Source organism: Microcoleus sp. AT8-B5 (genome assembly GCF_036705565.1).
GTDB lineage: Bacteria > Cyanobacteriota > Cyanobacteriia > Cyanobacteriales > Microcoleaceae > Microcoleus.
In genome coordinates this window covers 40,268-54,845 of sequence record NZ_JAUBUY010000022.1, presented here as the reverse complement: position 1 = coordinate 54,845, position 14,578 = coordinate 40,268, and the positions used below count along the sequence as shown (strand labels likewise).

Annotated in this window: 13 protein-coding genes; 7 read left to right on the top strand and 6 right to left on the bottom strand. The window is 45.4% G+C overall.

Annotated features, from left to right (window positions below; genetic code table 11):
• Window positions 1-100: 100 nt before the first annotated feature.
• The 5 genes from QUB39_RS16545 to QUB39_RS16525 form a co-directional block, all read right to left on the bottom strand.
• Window positions 101-1,960: an NAD(P)H-quinone oxidoreductase subunit F gene (locus QUB39_RS16545; RefSeq protein WP_333055347.1), complete on the bottom strand. Its 1,860-nt coding sequence runs from the start codon at window positions 1,958-1,960 to the stop codon at window positions 101-103.
• Between the two features lie 498 nt (window positions 1,961-2,458).
• Window positions 2,459-3,445 (bottom strand): glycosyltransferase, encoded by a 987-nt coding sequence (locus tag QUB39_RS16540; RefSeq protein WP_333209650.1) that lies wholly within the window; start codon window positions 3,443-3,445, stop codon window positions 2,459-2,461.
• Between the two features lie 82 nt (window positions 3,446-3,527).
• Entirely contained in the window at window positions 3,528-4,235 is a 708-nt protein-coding gene (locus QUB39_RS16535) for a L,D-transpeptidase (RefSeq protein ID WP_333209648.1), read from the bottom strand.
• A 325-nt stretch (window positions 4,236-4,560) separates the two neighbouring features.
• The gene (gene mraY, locus QUB39_RS16530; RefSeq protein ID WP_333209646.1) at window positions 4,561-5,676 is read right to left on the bottom strand and encodes a phospho-N-acetylmuramoyl-pentapeptide-transferase; all 1,116 of its coding nucleotides are present in this window, start codon (window positions 5,674-5,676) and stop codon (window positions 4,561-4,563) included.
• 130 nt (window positions 5,677-5,806) lie between these two features.
• The gene (locus QUB39_RS16525; RefSeq protein ID WP_190659900.1) at window positions 5,807-6,046 is read right to left on the bottom strand and encodes a DUF3134 domain-containing protein; all 240 of its coding nucleotides are present in this window, start codon (window positions 6,044-6,046) and stop codon (window positions 5,807-5,809) included.
• A gap of 412 nt (window positions 6,047-6,458) precedes the next feature.
• Here QUB39_RS16525 and QUB39_RS16520 point away from each other — a divergent pair, with 412 nt between their 5' ends.
• The 3 genes from QUB39_RS16520 (at window position 6,459) to QUB39_RS16510 (ending at window position 9,557) form a co-directional block, all read left to right on the top strand.
• Window positions 6,459-8,135, top strand: coding sequence for a glycosyltransferase family 4 protein (locus tag QUB39_RS16520; RefSeq protein WP_333209644.1), 1,677 nt, complete (start codon window positions 6,459-6,461; stop codon window positions 8,133-8,135).
• Between the two features lie 255 nt (window positions 8,136-8,390).
• Window positions 8,391-8,975: a PAP/fibrillin family protein gene (locus tag QUB39_RS16515; RefSeq protein ID WP_333209642.1), complete on the top strand. Its 585-nt coding sequence runs from the start codon at window positions 8,391-8,393 to the stop codon at window positions 8,973-8,975.
• 321 nt (window positions 8,976-9,296) lie between these two features.
• A complete protein-coding gene (locus QUB39_RS16510) occupies window positions 9,297-9,557 on the top strand; it encodes a hypothetical protein (protein WP_333055342.1) in 261 nt (86 codons plus the stop codon).
• A 14-nt stretch (window positions 9,558-9,571) separates the two neighbouring features.
• Here QUB39_RS16510 and QUB39_RS16505 read toward each other — a convergent pair whose 3' ends face one another.
• A complete protein-coding gene (locus QUB39_RS16505) occupies window positions 9,572-9,706 on the bottom strand; it encodes a hypothetical protein (protein WP_333055341.1) in 135 nt (44 codons plus the stop codon).
• Here QUB39_RS16505 and QUB39_RS16500 point away from each other — a divergent pair.
• From QUB39_RS16500 to QUB39_RS16485, 4 genes are all read left to right on the top strand, one after another.
• A complete protein-coding gene (locus QUB39_RS16500) occupies window positions 9,705-10,373 on the top strand; it encodes a Uma2 family endonuclease (protein WP_333055339.1) in 669 nt (222 codons plus the stop codon). The two genes, QUB39_RS16505 and QUB39_RS16500, sit on opposite strands and share 2 nt — an antisense overlap.
• Window positions 10,374-10,494: 121 nt before the next feature.
• Entirely contained in the window at window positions 10,495-10,863 is a 369-nt protein-coding gene (locus QUB39_RS16495) for a DUF433 domain-containing protein (RefSeq protein WP_445243032.1), read from the top strand.
• A 16-nt stretch (window positions 10,864-10,879) separates the two neighbouring features.
• Complete coding sequence (locus QUB39_RS16490; RefSeq protein WP_333055337.1) at window positions 10,880-11,695, top strand: PD-(D/E)XK nuclease family protein; 816 nt, start codon at window positions 10,880-10,882, stop codon at window positions 11,693-11,695.
• A gap of 118 nt (window positions 11,696-11,813) precedes the next feature.
• Window positions 11,814-14,390, top strand: coding sequence for a DHH family phosphoesterase (locus tag QUB39_RS16485; protein WP_333209639.1), 2,577 nt, complete (start codon window positions 11,814-11,816; stop codon window positions 14,388-14,390).
• Window positions 14,391-14,578 lie beyond the last annotated feature (188 nt).

Genomic DNA, 14,578 nt, shown 5'->3' with positions numbered 1-14,578 from the left:
GCTGCCTTATTTGAACGAGTGGGAAATCTTTGTTCAAGATTTCAGGTTTTTAAGATTTTAGATTAAAACTGTCACCTAAAATCTTCAATTTTATATGTCTTTACCCGCCTACAATCAGCGACAAGCGAGCTAGCAAAGGCCAGCTTATGAGTAGTCCCAAAACTGCTACTCCGAACAGAATTGTTAGGGCGTAAAACTGAGTTTGACCGTTAACGTTGTATTTGAGGCTTTGCCCGCCGAAAACCGTTGCAAAACCGATTAAGTTCGCGAATCCGTCAACAATATTGCGATCGAACCACGAGATGATTTGAGCAACTAAACCGACTGCAAATATCACAGTCACCCGGTAAAGTTTTGCCGTGTAAAAGTCGTAAGCAAAAAAGTCTTGCAAAGCTTCAGAACCAATTCGTACCGGTTTTTCCCATTTTTCGTTCAGGTAAACAAATGCTCCGGCACTGATGCCGATCGCCGTTGACAAAACTAGCAATCCAGTTGCGGTATAATTCAAACTTGCCCCCGGCACTAAATGCCACGCAGCCAGCAAGTGCGGAACGTGCAAAGTAAAGCCCATTAAAACAGTCATCGGCAAGATAAAAGGCCAGTGAACTTCCGGCGAACGTTCGGTCATTTGCTTTGGTTTGCCGCCAAAAACTAAACCGAAGACGCGCACCAACCCAAAAGCAGTTACACCGTTGACAAACAGCACTATTCCTAACAAGGAAGGGTGAGCTTCCGACAGTCCTGATGTGAAGTCTTCTAAAGCCCAGAAGCAGCCGAAGGGCGGTAGTCCCACCAATCCAGCGCTACCGACAATAAACGATATTGCCGATATTGGCCGCTTTTCCCACAAACCGCCGAGAGATCGGACATCCTGAGTGATGCTGTTCCAAACTACCGAACCGATGCTCATCACCAGCAAACCCATGGCCAAACTGTAGGCAAATATTAATGTCAGGGCTGTCTGGGCTTGTCCGGTGCCGACGGCGATAAATACTAAGCCCATGTAAGAGCTGACTATATAGGAAAGCGTGCGCTTGATGTCAATTTGGGCGATCGCAATTAATGAAGCGCCAACCGCCGTCGCGGCGCCTACAATAATAGCTGTCTTCAGTCCGATCGGCGACAAAGCAATCACCGGCTGCAACTTAATCAATATCCAAGCACCAGTTTCCACAACTACGGTGTTCCGCAAAATCGTCGCCGGTAGCGGGCCTTCCATCGCCTCATCCAGCCACAGGTGCAAGGGAAACTGAGCGCACTTACCCATCGGGCCGGCAATCAAGGCTAAGCTCAACAGTGTCGCTACAGTAGGGTCAAGCTTTGCAGTTTGAGCCCAAACAGCCAACTCATCAAAATTCCAAGTTCCAGCCAGCGGCAGAATTGCGACTACTCCCATCAGCAGGAATAAATCTCCCACCCGCTTGGTTAAGAAAGCGTCGCGGGCTCCTGTCACCACCAAAGACTGATTGAACCACAGCCCGACTAACAGGTAAGTGCCCAAAGTCAGAACTTCTAAAATCATGTAACTGAAGAAGAGGGAATTGCACAGTACCAAGCCGCACATCCCCGCTTCAAACAGCCCCATCAGGGAAAAGAACCTCGCCCAGCCCCAGTCCATTTCCATGTAACCGAAAGCATAAATCTGCGCCAGCAAGTTCAGTCCGGTAATCAAAACTGTCGCCCCGACGGTGACAGCAGAGATTTCTACGGGAATGGTTAAGTCTAAACCTGCTACATTCAGCCAGGGAATTAACTGGTGTTGCGCCGGTTGGTTCCAGATAGCTGTCAGGGCTATGACGCCGTGTAAGAAAGCGAACAAGGTTAAGATGGCGTTCACGTAACCGGATGGTCTTGGCCCCGTGCGGCGGGTAACTGCTGGAAACCACAGCATCGACAGAACTCCGCCGATAAGTGGATAGCAAGGTATAAACCAAACGGTCTGGAGTAAGATTTGAGCCATTGGCATTACCTGTAAAGGTTACAAAAATTTAAAATTCTGAGAATAATTCCGATCGGGCAAACAACAGCACGGCGAAAGCCAGAAGGCAGAATTAGAGGCTATTTTGGCGTCAGTATTCGAGTTACTCGTTGTTTTGATACTAGGCGGGAAGAATAGACTTATTAATTTTATATTAAGTATTGCGTTAAATTTTCATATTTCTGATTCAGCATACTTATCTATACCGATAACCTCTACTTATAGGTATATAGGGGCGGGATGGTGTACAAACGAATATTTGTCGATCGCACATCTTGCACCATTTTGAGGAACAGGCAAGATGCCTGTTCCACAAAGAATTCAATTTTTTTGTGGGGAGTAGGGGTTGGGCTTCCTGCCTGCCCGTGAAATGCTTATTTAGAAAAGGCAAGATGCCTGTTCCACAAAGAATTCAATTTTTTTGTGGGGAGTAGGAGTTGGGCATCCTCCCCGCCCGTGAAGTGCTTATGGTCTAAAATATTAAAATCGCTCAATCTGCCAAGCTGCTAAAGGAAGTTTGGCTTGGCGCTGTCCGATCGCCCTTGCCCTAACATTCACTAGACCGATCGGCGTATTAAACAAATCTACCATATCGGCTTGGGCCATCGCACTTTTGGCAGCCGCAACCGGAAATTCCTTTAACAGCCACCTAGCCAGCCGGTAAAAATATTCCCCTGTTGTGAATTCTCGCATCAAATCGACACCGTGGAGTTCGTGCAAATATTTATTAGATTCGCCGTACCGATACCATTGACTTTGCAACTGTTTTATTGTATAACGGTGGCGGTGTCGGACGATCGCATTTTCGGCAAAATACATTTTATAGGATGTTTCCCGCAAAATCCGCCAACACAAGTCAGCATCGCCGCCGCTGGTGAGATGCGGGCGAAATAATCCTATTTGTTGTAAGACTAGCCTCCGTACAGCTAAGTTTGCTGTTTGACCGTAGGGACAAAAAGGGTGAGCGAGAGTATGTTTTTGAGATAAAGTATTTTGGCGATCGGCGTGTTGTTCTAAGATAGTTTTACCGGGCAAAGCGAGTATTTCCCCAGCGCTAATTCCTACTTCTAAGTCAACAAATGGCTTAACTAAATTTTCCAGCCAGTCAGATTCCGGGCGACAGTCTGCATCGGTAAATGCAATGATTTCGCCTGTGGATGCGCGAATTCCTTGATTGCGGGCGGCGTAGGAACTTTGAATCTGATTTTCGGTGAGGTGGCGAATGGTTATGTGATTGAAATTGCTTCCTCCCGTTACCAAGGGGGGGAGTGAGGGGGGGTTAGAGGCTGCTGTTTGGAGGATTGCTGAAGTGCGATCGCGACTGTTGTTGTCTACTAAGAGATATTCTACTCTGTGTGGCGGATAAGTTTGCGATCGTAAACACTCGATCAAATCCGGCAAATCTGCCTCGCCGTTGTAAACTGGCACTACCACCGAAACTTCCGGTAAAAACATTTTGTTGTTCATGGGGAAGGAGGCACAACACGGATTATGACACGGATACACGGATTAATGTTTGTACTTCCTCCTAATGACTACTGACTGCTGACTACGGACTAATTTCTACTGCCGTTCCCTTCTGCACAAACTGATACAACTCCTCAACATCCTTATTTTCCAGCGAAACGCATCCCAAAGTCCAGTTCGATCGATATTTTATAATATTATCCGAATTAGGAGGAACGCCGTGAATCCCGATTTCGCTGCCTACACTGTCGCCCCAGCCAATTGTACCGTTTTGCTTGGCTTTTACGTGTTTGCGCCAAGATTGTTTAGTTGGATAATCCAGCCACAGAAACTTTGACCAAGTTTCGTGAGGGTACATATCTTTAATACTAAAAACACCTTCCGGCGTCCGCAAATCCCCTGCTTTTAATTTATCACCTGTGGGGTTGCCACCAAATACTACAGGATAAGATTTTACTGGCTTTTTGCTATCGTATACAGTCAGCCTGTATTTGGATTTTTCAACTAGGATGGAAATTCTATTTTTATCTAACTTATCTGGTTCGCCTAAAATTTGTCTTAGCGGCTTGTCATAGTTTAATAAATTATCGGGCGGTAATTGGGTATGCCAAATATTTAAATCATCAGCCGGACAGTTATTTAAGCAGAAAACGTCTAAAATGTAGGGAATTGGAACAGCATAACCCAGCCTAACGAGGTTCCAGTAAAAAACTAAGCTAGCAGCCAGCAATAGAAGGCTTGTAGATGAAACAATTCTTCCAATATTGCCCCTGATTTTTTTTGTTTCCATTGCATTAACTAGGGATATTATAGATTGTTCGGCGGTTGAAACTGCTACTTACTACAGAAACGAAGTCCCTCTCTAAGAGACTAAGAAATGTGGAACAGCCCAAAAGCGTGTTGCTTTAGCTTTAAACGGGCAAGATGCCCGTTCCACAACTGCATTGAGTTATTGTGGAACAGACCGGAAAGCCTGTTTCTTTCCCTTAAACAGGCTTTCCGGCCCGTTCCACAACTGCATTCAGTTATTGTGGAACAGGCCGGAAAGCCTGTTTCTTTGAAATAGGAGAAAATATCTCTTGCATCCCCTGCACAATCCGTTACCAAATCCGCTGTTAACTGTTGCTAGTAAACATCAAAATCATTAACACTAACACCCCGTTTGTTAAATAAAATATCCCAACAACCTGAGTTTCCAACCAGCCGCACAACTCTAAATGATGGTGCAGTGGAGCCATTCTTAACAGACGCTTGCCGATTCCATCAGGCCCTTTTGTAGCTTTGTAATAACCTACTTGAGCAATTACTGACAGCGTTTCAATAAAGAAAATCCCGCTGATAATTAATAATATCCAAAGGCTATTTGTTAATAAAGCTACCGCACCCAACGCACCGCCCAAAGCTAAAGCACCTGTATCGCCCATAAACACCTTGGCTGGATTGCGGTTGTGTGCTAAGAAACCGAAACAACTGCCGCTGATGCAAGCGCAAAATATCATTAATTCTGGCGAAGTTGAGGCTACAGATGCGCCTAATCCCAAAAGTGCGATCGCCCCCAAACCTCCCATCAACCCGTCAACACCATCGGTAATATTAGTAGCATTGCTTTCGGCAACTAGCACAAAACCAGCCAGCGGCCAGAACAGCAAACCTAATGGCAATACCCAACCGAAAGGCAAAGCAACATTCGTAGAAATTGCAGGTTGATGAAACATCAGCCACAGACAAAATAGAGCAGCAAAACTTATTTGCAAAGCCAATTTCATCCGAGGTGAAATACCTTTGTTCGACTTACGTCGCAGAATTTGCCAGTCATCGAGCCAGCCAATGAAACCGTAAGCTAAAGTTAAAGCCGATACGGCAACAACATCTGAGTTAAACTTAGACCAAAGTAAAGCGACTGCTACCCCAGCAGGTATAAAAAAGATGCCTCCCATTGTCGGCGTTCCCGCTTTTTTCAAATGGGCTTGGGGGCCGTCTTCGCGAATTATTTGTCCTGCTTTTAGTTGCTGGAGTACGGGCACCACTGCATAGCCCAACCCCGACGCAACTACAGCACAAACAACTAGCGGCATAAATAGCGATGCAGGTAAATTCAAAAATCTACCCGCTACTACATCTAAACCGATCGCTACAGTGCCGAGCCCCAAACCCAGCAGCAGGAATAAATTCTTGCCTGTAAGTTTGAAAGGCAGACTAAAAGAGATTTTCTCATCCAAAAAGTTATCCATAACACTCCTCACCACACACTATTTGAGAATAAGCAATTGACAATGGGGGAATAGGGTGCGATACAGGAGATTGAGAAATCTCTGAGTTTTTCTTCCCTGTTTCCGGTTGATTTCTTCACCCTTTTACCCGTTATTCTTCGCCTACACTCACATCCTCTTCTACTTCATCTTCTAAATCATCGTAAGGACTGTCGTCAACTGCCATCAGTTCAGAAATTTCTTCTTCGTGCAGATAGTCGGGTTCTTGGACATCCCTTGCTAACAGGCGATTGTTAGATTCCAACCAGTCTAAAAGAGAAGATTGCTGTTTTAATGGAATTACATCCGCAGGTAAATGGCGAGGAATTTGACGCAGAGATGGGTTGTACATGATTATCGGTTTTTAAAGACAAAGACGCGATCGAGTAGAGGTAACGTTTTGCCGACGAACTGCTGCTTTGATCAAGCACTTGCAAATCGGGCATTTAGCAAGGCTAAAGCATTATACCACAGGCACTGTTTGGTTCCGGATCGGATAAGATGGGAGACCCAAAAGGCGATCGCCCCCAAGCATGGGCATGAGGATAGCACTAAAATCCGCTCTTGCCAATCCTTCTTTAGCCGTAAGCATTGTACTCTAAGACGATCGTCTTTAAGATATCGCGGGACAAGCGGCGATCCTGTTCTGCAAGCCTCCCTAACAGCAAGGGTTTGATTCACAACAGTCTCCTGGTTTTTCATCAAAGCCTGATCCCGAATGCCCTCTGGCTTCTTCAGTCAACTCTCAAGCAATAAATCTCAGAATGGATATAACGGCAGCGGTTTTATACAACAAAGAGGGCTACCACACCGGAGGCAAAAAACTTCTGGGGCGTCATTCAGCCGGAGAAGGGTTTCTCAAAAGCTTAGTCCAACACGGAACCGCCGACTCTCTCTACTGTTGCGCCGATAGCGAAACAACCTTTAAAGAGTTTTGTTCGCACATCCAACCTTGGCTGCAAACACCTCGGAAAGTCCGCTGGATTCCCATGGAACGACCGGATTTGCTATCTCAACCGGGCACAATTTACCGACCCGATCCGGTTCTGTCGCAGATGGTTTGGGCGCGCAGATTTGTCGATCAGCGGGCCTACAGCGTTTGCGGCGTTACTCACACGATCGGTACAAAATACATCATGGAGGCGATCGGCGATTTGATCACCGCACCCATGCAGCCTTGGGACGCCCTGATCTGCACATCTGCCGCCGTGAAAACAGCAGTAGAAGGAGTTATGAGAGAGTGGTCTGAATATTTAGCCCAGCGCAACGGCGGTAAACCGGAAATTTTGGTCAAATTCCCCGTTATTCCCCTCGGAGTCGATTGCAGCGCGTTTCCGCAGGGTGTGGAAGCAGTGAATATTCGCCACCAAATGCGACAAGAACTCGGCATTTATCCCGAAGATATTGTTGTGTTATTTGTCGGTAGATTGACTTTTTCTGCAAAAGCTCATCCAGTACCCATGTACATCGCCCTAGAACGGGCCGCACAACAGACAAAAGCCAAAATCCACTTAATTCAAGCCGGTTGGATCGAAGATCCGAGAGAAGAACCCGACTTTAAAAAGAGCGCGCCAATATTTTGTCCCTCGGTGAATGCTATTTTTTTAGATGGGAGACAGCCCGAAATTAGAATAAATATTTGGTCGGCGGCCGACATTTTCATTTCGCTTTCCGACAACATTCAAGAATCCTTCGGACTGACACCAATAGAAGCCATGGCGAACGGACTCCCGGCCATAGTCTCCGATTGGAACGGATACAAAGAATCTGTACGCCACGAAATAGACGGCTTCCGCATTCCCACACTCATCCCGCCCCCCGAATCTTGTTTAGATTTAGCCCTAAATTATCTCGACGGCAGCTTAAATTGGCCGACTTACATGGGTCACACTTCCCTCGCCACAGCAGTTGACATTGATGCTTGCACCCTGGCGTTGTGTGAATTAATTGAAAACCCCGAATTGAGAAAGCGGATGGGGGAAAATGCCCGACAAAGGGCGAGGGAAATTTATGATTGGAAAGTAGTAATTGCTGCTTACGAACAATTGTGGCGGGAATTAGCAGAAATTCGCCAGGGGGCACCGGAGTCAGCACCTTTAAAACCTGGGAAGCCGCCTTATCCCCTAGGCGACGATCCGTTTCGGGTATTGGCTAATTATGCGACTAGAAGTTTAAGCAATGAGATGATGCTGAGTCTGGGTGCGATCGCCACACCAGAACTTTTCAAGCAGGTACAGACAATTAGGTTTACCAGTTTTGGTGAGGATAGGAGAACATCTGTTAACATTCAGATGGAGATATTGGAGACAATTAAGCAGGAAGGTGCGATCGGCGTGGGGGAACTTATCCGACGCTACGTTAAAAACGAGCAAGAATTAGCCGACCTGTATCGGACTTTGCTTTATTTGGTGAAATTTGATATCTTAGTTATTAGTTGTTAAGCTGTCACGCATTTAAATTGCATATTCAGGGCGGGCGAGACGCCCACCCCACAAGAATTAGATTGTTTTTTGACATTCTATTTAAATGCACAACAGCTTAATACTCTGCGGAATCGGCGATTTTAATCGCTAGTACACAAAATTTCGTCCCTCTCTCTTGAGACTGAAGAAAAGAGGGGTCTGACTTTTGCCTCACCTTCGATAATTAATCCGTGTATTCGTGTCAAAATCCGTGTTCTTCCTTCTTTAAAAATCATGCTTAGAAAATCTGCACTCTTAGAGATAATTGCTGGTAAGAATCGCGGTTTGCTGGCTACCCCTAGCGACAAACAAGCGATTTTAAGCGCGATCGCCCAATTGGAAGATTACAACCCCACACCACGCCCTGTCGAAGCCGGAGAGCTTTTAAATGGTGATTGGCGGTTATTGTACACCACCAGCCGCGAACTGCTGAATCTCGACAGTTTTCCCTTGGTGAAATTGGGTCAAATTTATCAATCTATCCGCGTCAAAGAATCTAAAATTTACAACATTGGCGAACTTTACGGCTTGCCTTATTTGGAAGGAATTGTCAGTGTAGCAGCAAGATTTGAGCCAACTTCCGAACGGCGAGTGCAGGTGAAGTTTGAGCGGTCTATAGTAGGTTTAAGCAGGTTGATTGGCTATGAATATCCGGGGAAGTTTATCGATGAGATTGAGTCGGGTAAAAAGTTCGCTGCTGTAGATTTCGGGCTGGATACTCGCGAACAGCAGGGATGGCTGGATGTCACTTATTTGGATAAAGATTTGCGGATTGGACGGGGGAATAAAGACAGTGTTTTTGTATTAACAAAAGAGTGATTTTGTGATGTGTGATTAAGTGCGATCGCCCCTTAACTCATACTAAATTTATCTTTCCTTCATCCGCGTTTATCCGCGTTCATTTGCGGTTAACAATCAAAAATATATCACTTTTGCAAACAATTCAACACTTACTAAAACCCTCAAATCCATAGCCGATAAAAGCTTCAGATAGGATAACCGTTAAAACTTAGCGTTAAGAATTGACAATTGACAATTCTTGTGATATGTGCTTGAATTTTAATGGAAAAGGCGTTAGTACATTCCCGCGAAGAAACTTACTAACGCCTTTTGTGTACTCCTTACGAATACAACACGATTATGCCACAAAACGGTTATCAACAGGGATTCGCAGCGAATCCTAGTGCGATCGCGTACCAAAAACGCCTTTACCCTTGGGCGATTGCCAAACTCATGCCCAGTATGCAGCGGGCGATTGTGGGGCGATTTCGCAGTCGATCGGATGCTGACGGGCACTTGCTGTGTCTGCGTCAACTCATGCCTCAAGCAACACTTGTCGTAGTCTTTGACTTGCAACCAGACTTAGAAGTACCAATTGCGGCGCCCACAGCAATTCGATAAACACCGCATCAAAATCAAAGAAACCGGGTTTTTTGCGGTTTTTGCGGGCTGTAACGAGTATTTTCGCAAAAACCCGGTTTCTGGGCATCCAGCAGATAAATATCAACTTCAGTTAGGATAAAAATATCCTCAATTTGCTTTTGAATCATGACTTATACAACTCCAAAATTCATCGTGTCTCAAGTGGGTGAAATTCCCCAATGGCAAGCCGCGACGTGGGAAGATTATGTAGCGGCTTGCGAAGATCCATCTTTGGAGGAAGCCAGAATATTTTTTTATGAAGGATATCTTTGGATAGACATGGGTAATGAAGGAATTAATCACGCCAGATTTAACAACCTCTTGACTCTGGTGTTTGGATTTTGGTTTGTCAGCAAAGGAGGACAAGCTTTCGATGATTTGGGTGGATGTGTAATTGAGAAGCCAAAGGTGGGAGGAGGTGCGCCCGATCGCATTTTATATGTCGGCGGAGAATTCATCCAGTGGCAAAAAGGTGAACCGCGCCGAGTCAATCTGAATAAATCGCGAATCCCCGATTTAGTTATAGAAACTTCCGATACTACTTTGGCCAGCGATTTAGATGAAAAAAAGCGGTTGTATGCTGCGCTGGGAATTCCTGAGTATTGGGTAGTAGATATTAAGGGTGAGAGAGTTTTGGCATTTCGCTTGCAGGAAAACGGGAAATATCAAGAATGCGAAATTTCCGGTGCTCTTGAGGGATTGCCAATTGCTTTACTCTCGGAGACTTTAAAACTTTTGGGTGAGGGAAATGGGACGGCGGCGATGTGGTTTGCTCAACAAATTGGGAAGTTGTAGAGAAGTTAGCGAAAAATGCGTGAAGCATAGCTATCCCGTAGAGAATCGCCCTTAATTTTTTACACACTTATAGCCTCAATCATAACATATAATAAAAATATATCTGCCCTGTTAATCTGCCATGAATCTACAATCTGTTTCGCGTTATGTCGCACGTCACCCTGAAATCTTGCAAAGCGAACCAATTATCGCAGGAACCAGGACTTCCGTTCGGGCGATCGTTGAATTGTGGCGTTTGGGTATTACTCCTGAAGAAATCCCCATGCACTTACCTCACCTGAAATTAGCTCAAATTTTTGACGCGCTGAGCTTTTATTTGGATAACCAAGAAGAAATAAATACTTATATTGAGCGCAATCGAATTCCTGAAGAATTGATTCATCCTGCTGTTAAAGCTGCAATGAGAAAACAACTGAAAGTATTGGAATTGTTCGGTACTATTGACTGCGACGAAGATTCTAACTACAAGCAGCAGCAACAAACAATATGAATATCCTTAAATAAAAATGCTCCGACTCTCCCAAACCCAACTCAAAATCCTCGAAGAATGCCCCCGCAAATTCCAACATAGCTACCTCGAACTCCTAGCCACCACCGCATCCCCAGAACACAAAGAAAAACTCACATGGGGAAGCCACTTTCACCTATTAATGCAGCAGCGAGAACTCGGACTTCCCATTGAATTCATCATCCAACAAGACCCCGAACTGGGACGCTGTGTGGCAGCATTTATCAACACCGCACCCGAACTTTTCGCCAATTCAGAAAATAGCGATAGAATTTTCCGCCAAGCCGAACACCCCCGCACCCTAATTTTCCAAGACTACCTATTCACCGTTATCTATGACTTGCTAATAGCCGAACCAAACGCCGCCCAAATTCTCGACTGGAAAACCTATCCCCGCCCTCAAAAGTCAAAATGGATAGCTGAAAGTTGGCAAACTCGCCTCTATTTATATGTTCTAGTAGAAACCAGCGACTATTCCCCCGAACAAGTTTCCATGACATATTGGTTCGTACAATTGCAAGGAGAAGAACCGCCGCAAAAACTCACATTTTATTACAACCAAACAGAACACGATCGCACAAAACAAGATTTAACCAACCTCTTGCAGCAGCTAACCGACTGGCGACAGCGCTATACCGAAGGCGGCGAATTCTTACCCCAAGTAGAAATTAGTTCCAATCTTTGCGATTCCTGTCAATTTGCCACTCGCTGCAACCGCACAACCGACACAAAAATTACCTCACCCGATCTTCTCGCAGAAACTCCTACAGATTGGCTACCAAATCTTGCTATAATCGATGAAATATTTATTTAATTCAAATCTTGTACTATGCAACTATTAGTCGCCCGGTGGGGGCGGGTTTATAGATATTGTGGATGTGAATGAAAGATTGTTGGTGAACCCGCCCCTACAGGAATTAATGAAATAACTTATGACAGAAATACTTCAAAATTTGCCAACTCAACCCCTATCCCAACCCCCAGCTTGGCTGATCCAAGCTGTCAGGAACCACGCACCAGAACTCCCCGGAAACTATGCCGCCGCACTTCTCTGGTATAGAGGAATTCACAACCCAGAACAAATACCCGGTTTTTTAAATCCAAAACTTTACCAACCAGCAAGTCCCTTTGAATTCGGACTAGAAATGAACTGGGCGATAGAAAGAATCCAGCAAGCACGAAACAGCGCAGAAAAAGTCGCAATTTGGGGAGACTTCGACGCCGACGGCATTACCTCAACCTCCGTTTTGTGGGATGGACTGGGAGAATTTTTTACTCAAAATGACCAACTAACTTATTACATTCCCAACCGCTTAACCGAATCTCACGGACTCAATATCCCAGGAATAGATGCCTTAGCAAAAGCGGAAATTAGCTTAATTATCACCTGCGATACAGGCAGTACAAACATCGCCGAAATCGAATATGCCACCAGCTTAAACATCGATACAATTGTCACCGACCATCATACATTACCAGACGATCGCCCGCCAGCTACAGCCATTATCAATCCCCGCTACTTTCCCCCAAACCACCAACTATTTAACCTTTCAGGAGTGGGAGTAGCTTACAAATTAATTGAAGCATTATATCACACATTACCGGATATTCCGCAGCGCCCGATCGCAGATTTATTAGAATTAGTAGCGATCGGCTTAATTGCCGATTTAGTCCAACTCACAGGAGACTGCCGCTACCTAGCACAACTCGGAATCGAACAACTGCAAAAACAACTCACAAATCCCACCCGCCCAGGAGTTGCAAAATTGCTCGAACTGTGCAAAAGATCGGGCGATCGCCCAACCGACATTTCCTTCGGACTCGGCCCCCGAATCAACGCCGTCAGCCGCATTCAAGGTGACGCCAGCTTCTGCGTAGAACTCCTCACCAGCCGCGACAAAAAACGCTGCGAAGAACTAGCAAATTTAACCGAAATTGCCAACTCCCGGCGCAAATCTTTACAAAAAGATGTTGCCAAAGATGCCGCCAACAAACTAGCCAAACTCGACCTCTCAACTACTAGCGTCATCGTCCTCAGCGACCCCCAATGGCCCGTAGGAGTATTAGGATTAGTAGCGGGACAAATCGCCCAAGAATACGGCCGCCCCGTGATTTTATTCAGCACAGAAGGAAGCGAACAAATTAACGAAAATTCCCCGGAAACACAATTTATCGATTCCTTAAACCCAGAATTACCAACACTCCCCCAATCCAAAATCCAAAATCCAAAATCTAAAATAGCTAGGGGTTCCGCCCGTTCTGCCAATCAAATTGACCTTTACCAATTAGTCAAAGACCAAGCGCATTTATTGGACAGATTTGGTGGTCATCCCTTTGCAGCCGGATTGAGTCTCCCTGTTGAAAATATCCCCCTATTTACCGATGCGGTAAATCAGCAACTGCGACAACAATACAGTACAGATAGTTTAACAGCCGCCCCAGTTCAAGCCGACCTAAAAATTACTGTCTCCGAATTAGGCAAAGACTTATTTCAAGAACTAAAATTGCTCGAACCGTGCGGTATGGGCAACCCCGCACCCAAATTGCTGATTGAAAACTGCTGGTTTGAAAATCTATGGAATCAAAAAATCAAGGATTTGAAAGGGCAAAAAGTAGAATATCTTAAAACAGAATTTACAATTAGGGATGAATCTACCGATACGGGATTTCCCGGCATTTGGTGGGGACACAATCAAAACGAAGTTCCCCAAGGCCGCTGCGATGTCACCGTTGAACTCGATTTTAATACTTACAAATCTCGGTATGAAGTGCGTCTCATAGCAGTGCGGGAACGCACGGAAGACAATCAAATCAATTCCCCAACTAAAATAGATTGGATCGTAGACTGGCGCAATACAAATAATGATGAAGAGTTGTTAGCAGCCAGCACAAACTTAGAATCTCCAATGCCGATCGACAATCTAGTTTACAATTCCGAAAAGGTCGATCGCGACAACTCGATCGTCCTCAAAGAATGCCCCGCAAGCTGGGACGAACTGCGGATCTGGTTTCGCCAAGCACAGCAAACTCAGAAAAAACTCGCGATCGCCTACACATTACCCCCACTCGTACCCCCACAGCAAATCTGCCAACAGCTAATCGGCATCGCCAAATACCTCAGCCGCACCAAAAAACCCGTCACCAGACAGCAACTCCGCCAGAAACTCGGCATCAGCGACACATCCTTGCAACTAGGGTTCAAAACCCTAACATATCTCGGTTTTAAAATCAATTATCGCGATCGAGCTTTCCACATCACCAGACAACCCGAAACCGCACAGCAGGAAGACGCGCCAAAGCAAATCCCCCAACAGTTATTACATAGCCAATCCATCCAATCCTCAGTGCCAAATTCCCCCATCGCCGCCCGTTTTGCAGCGCAATTCCTAGCAGCAGTATCCGAAGAACAATTCCGGCGGAAATATTTCTGTGAAGTACCCCTTTCCACCATTGTGTCGATCGCCCGAGAAACCGTTTTCCAAGAAGATTCTACAGCAATTCTCTTCTAACTGAGATATTGGACTATTGTCAAGAACAGGCAAGATGCCTGTTCCACAAAGAAGGAATTTTCTTGTGGAACAGGCATCTTGCCTGTTCCTAAACAAGTAATTGAGAATGGTGCAACACATGAGTTCTGACTGACATATTGCACCATTGTTAAGAACGGGCTCTTCGGCCCGTTCCACTCATGAGATAA

Bases quoted from the DNA above. Each gene is read 5' to 3' on its own strand.
- QUB39_RS16535 (WP_333209648.1), bottom strand. From the start codon at position 4,235: ATGGAAACAAAAAAAATCAGGGGCAATATTGGAAGAATTGTTTCATCT.
- QUB39_RS16510 (WP_333055342.1), top strand. From the start codon at position 9,297: ATGCCACAAAACGGTTATCAACAGGGATTCGCAGCGAATCCTAGTGCG.
- QUB39_RS16495 (WP_445243032.1), top strand. From the start codon at position 10,495: ATGAATCTACAATCTGTTTCGCGTTATGTCGCACGTCACCCTGAAATC.
- mraY (WP_333209646.1), bottom strand. From the start codon at position 5,676: ATGGATAACTTTTTGGATGAGAAAATCTCTTTTAGTCTGCCTTTCAAA.
- QUB39_RS16540 (WP_333209650.1), bottom strand. From the start codon at position 3,445: ATGAACAACAAAATGTTTTTACCGGAAGTTTCGGTGGTAGTGCCAGTT.
- QUB39_RS16490 (WP_333055337.1), top strand. From the start codon at position 10,880: ATGCTCCGACTCTCCCAAACCCAACTCAAAATCCTCGAAGAATGCCCC.
- QUB39_RS16485 (WP_333209639.1), top strand. From the start codon at position 11,814: ATGACAGAAATACTTCAAAATTTGCCAACTCAACCCCTATCCCAACCC.
- QUB39_RS16520 (WP_333209644.1), top strand. From the start codon at position 6,459: ATGGATATAACGGCAGCGGTTTTATACAACAAAGAGGGCTACCACACC.
- QUB39_RS16515 (WP_333209642.1), top strand. From the start codon at position 8,391: ATGCTTAGAAAATCTGCACTCTTAGAGATAATTGCTGGTAAGAATCGC.
- QUB39_RS16525 (WP_190659900.1), bottom strand. From the start codon at position 6,046: ATGTACAACCCATCTCTGCGTCAAATTCCTCGCCATTTACCTGCGGAT.
- QUB39_RS16505 (WP_333055341.1), bottom strand. From the start codon at position 9,706: ATGATTCAAAAGCAAATTGAGGATATTTTTATCCTAACTGAAGTTGAT.
- QUB39_RS16500 (WP_333055339.1), top strand. From the start codon at position 9,705: ATGACTTATACAACTCCAAAATTCATCGTGTCTCAAGTGGGTGAAATT.
- QUB39_RS16545 (WP_333055347.1), bottom strand. From the start codon at position 1,960: ATGGCTCAAATCTTACTCCAGACCGTTTGGTTTATACCTTGCTATCCA.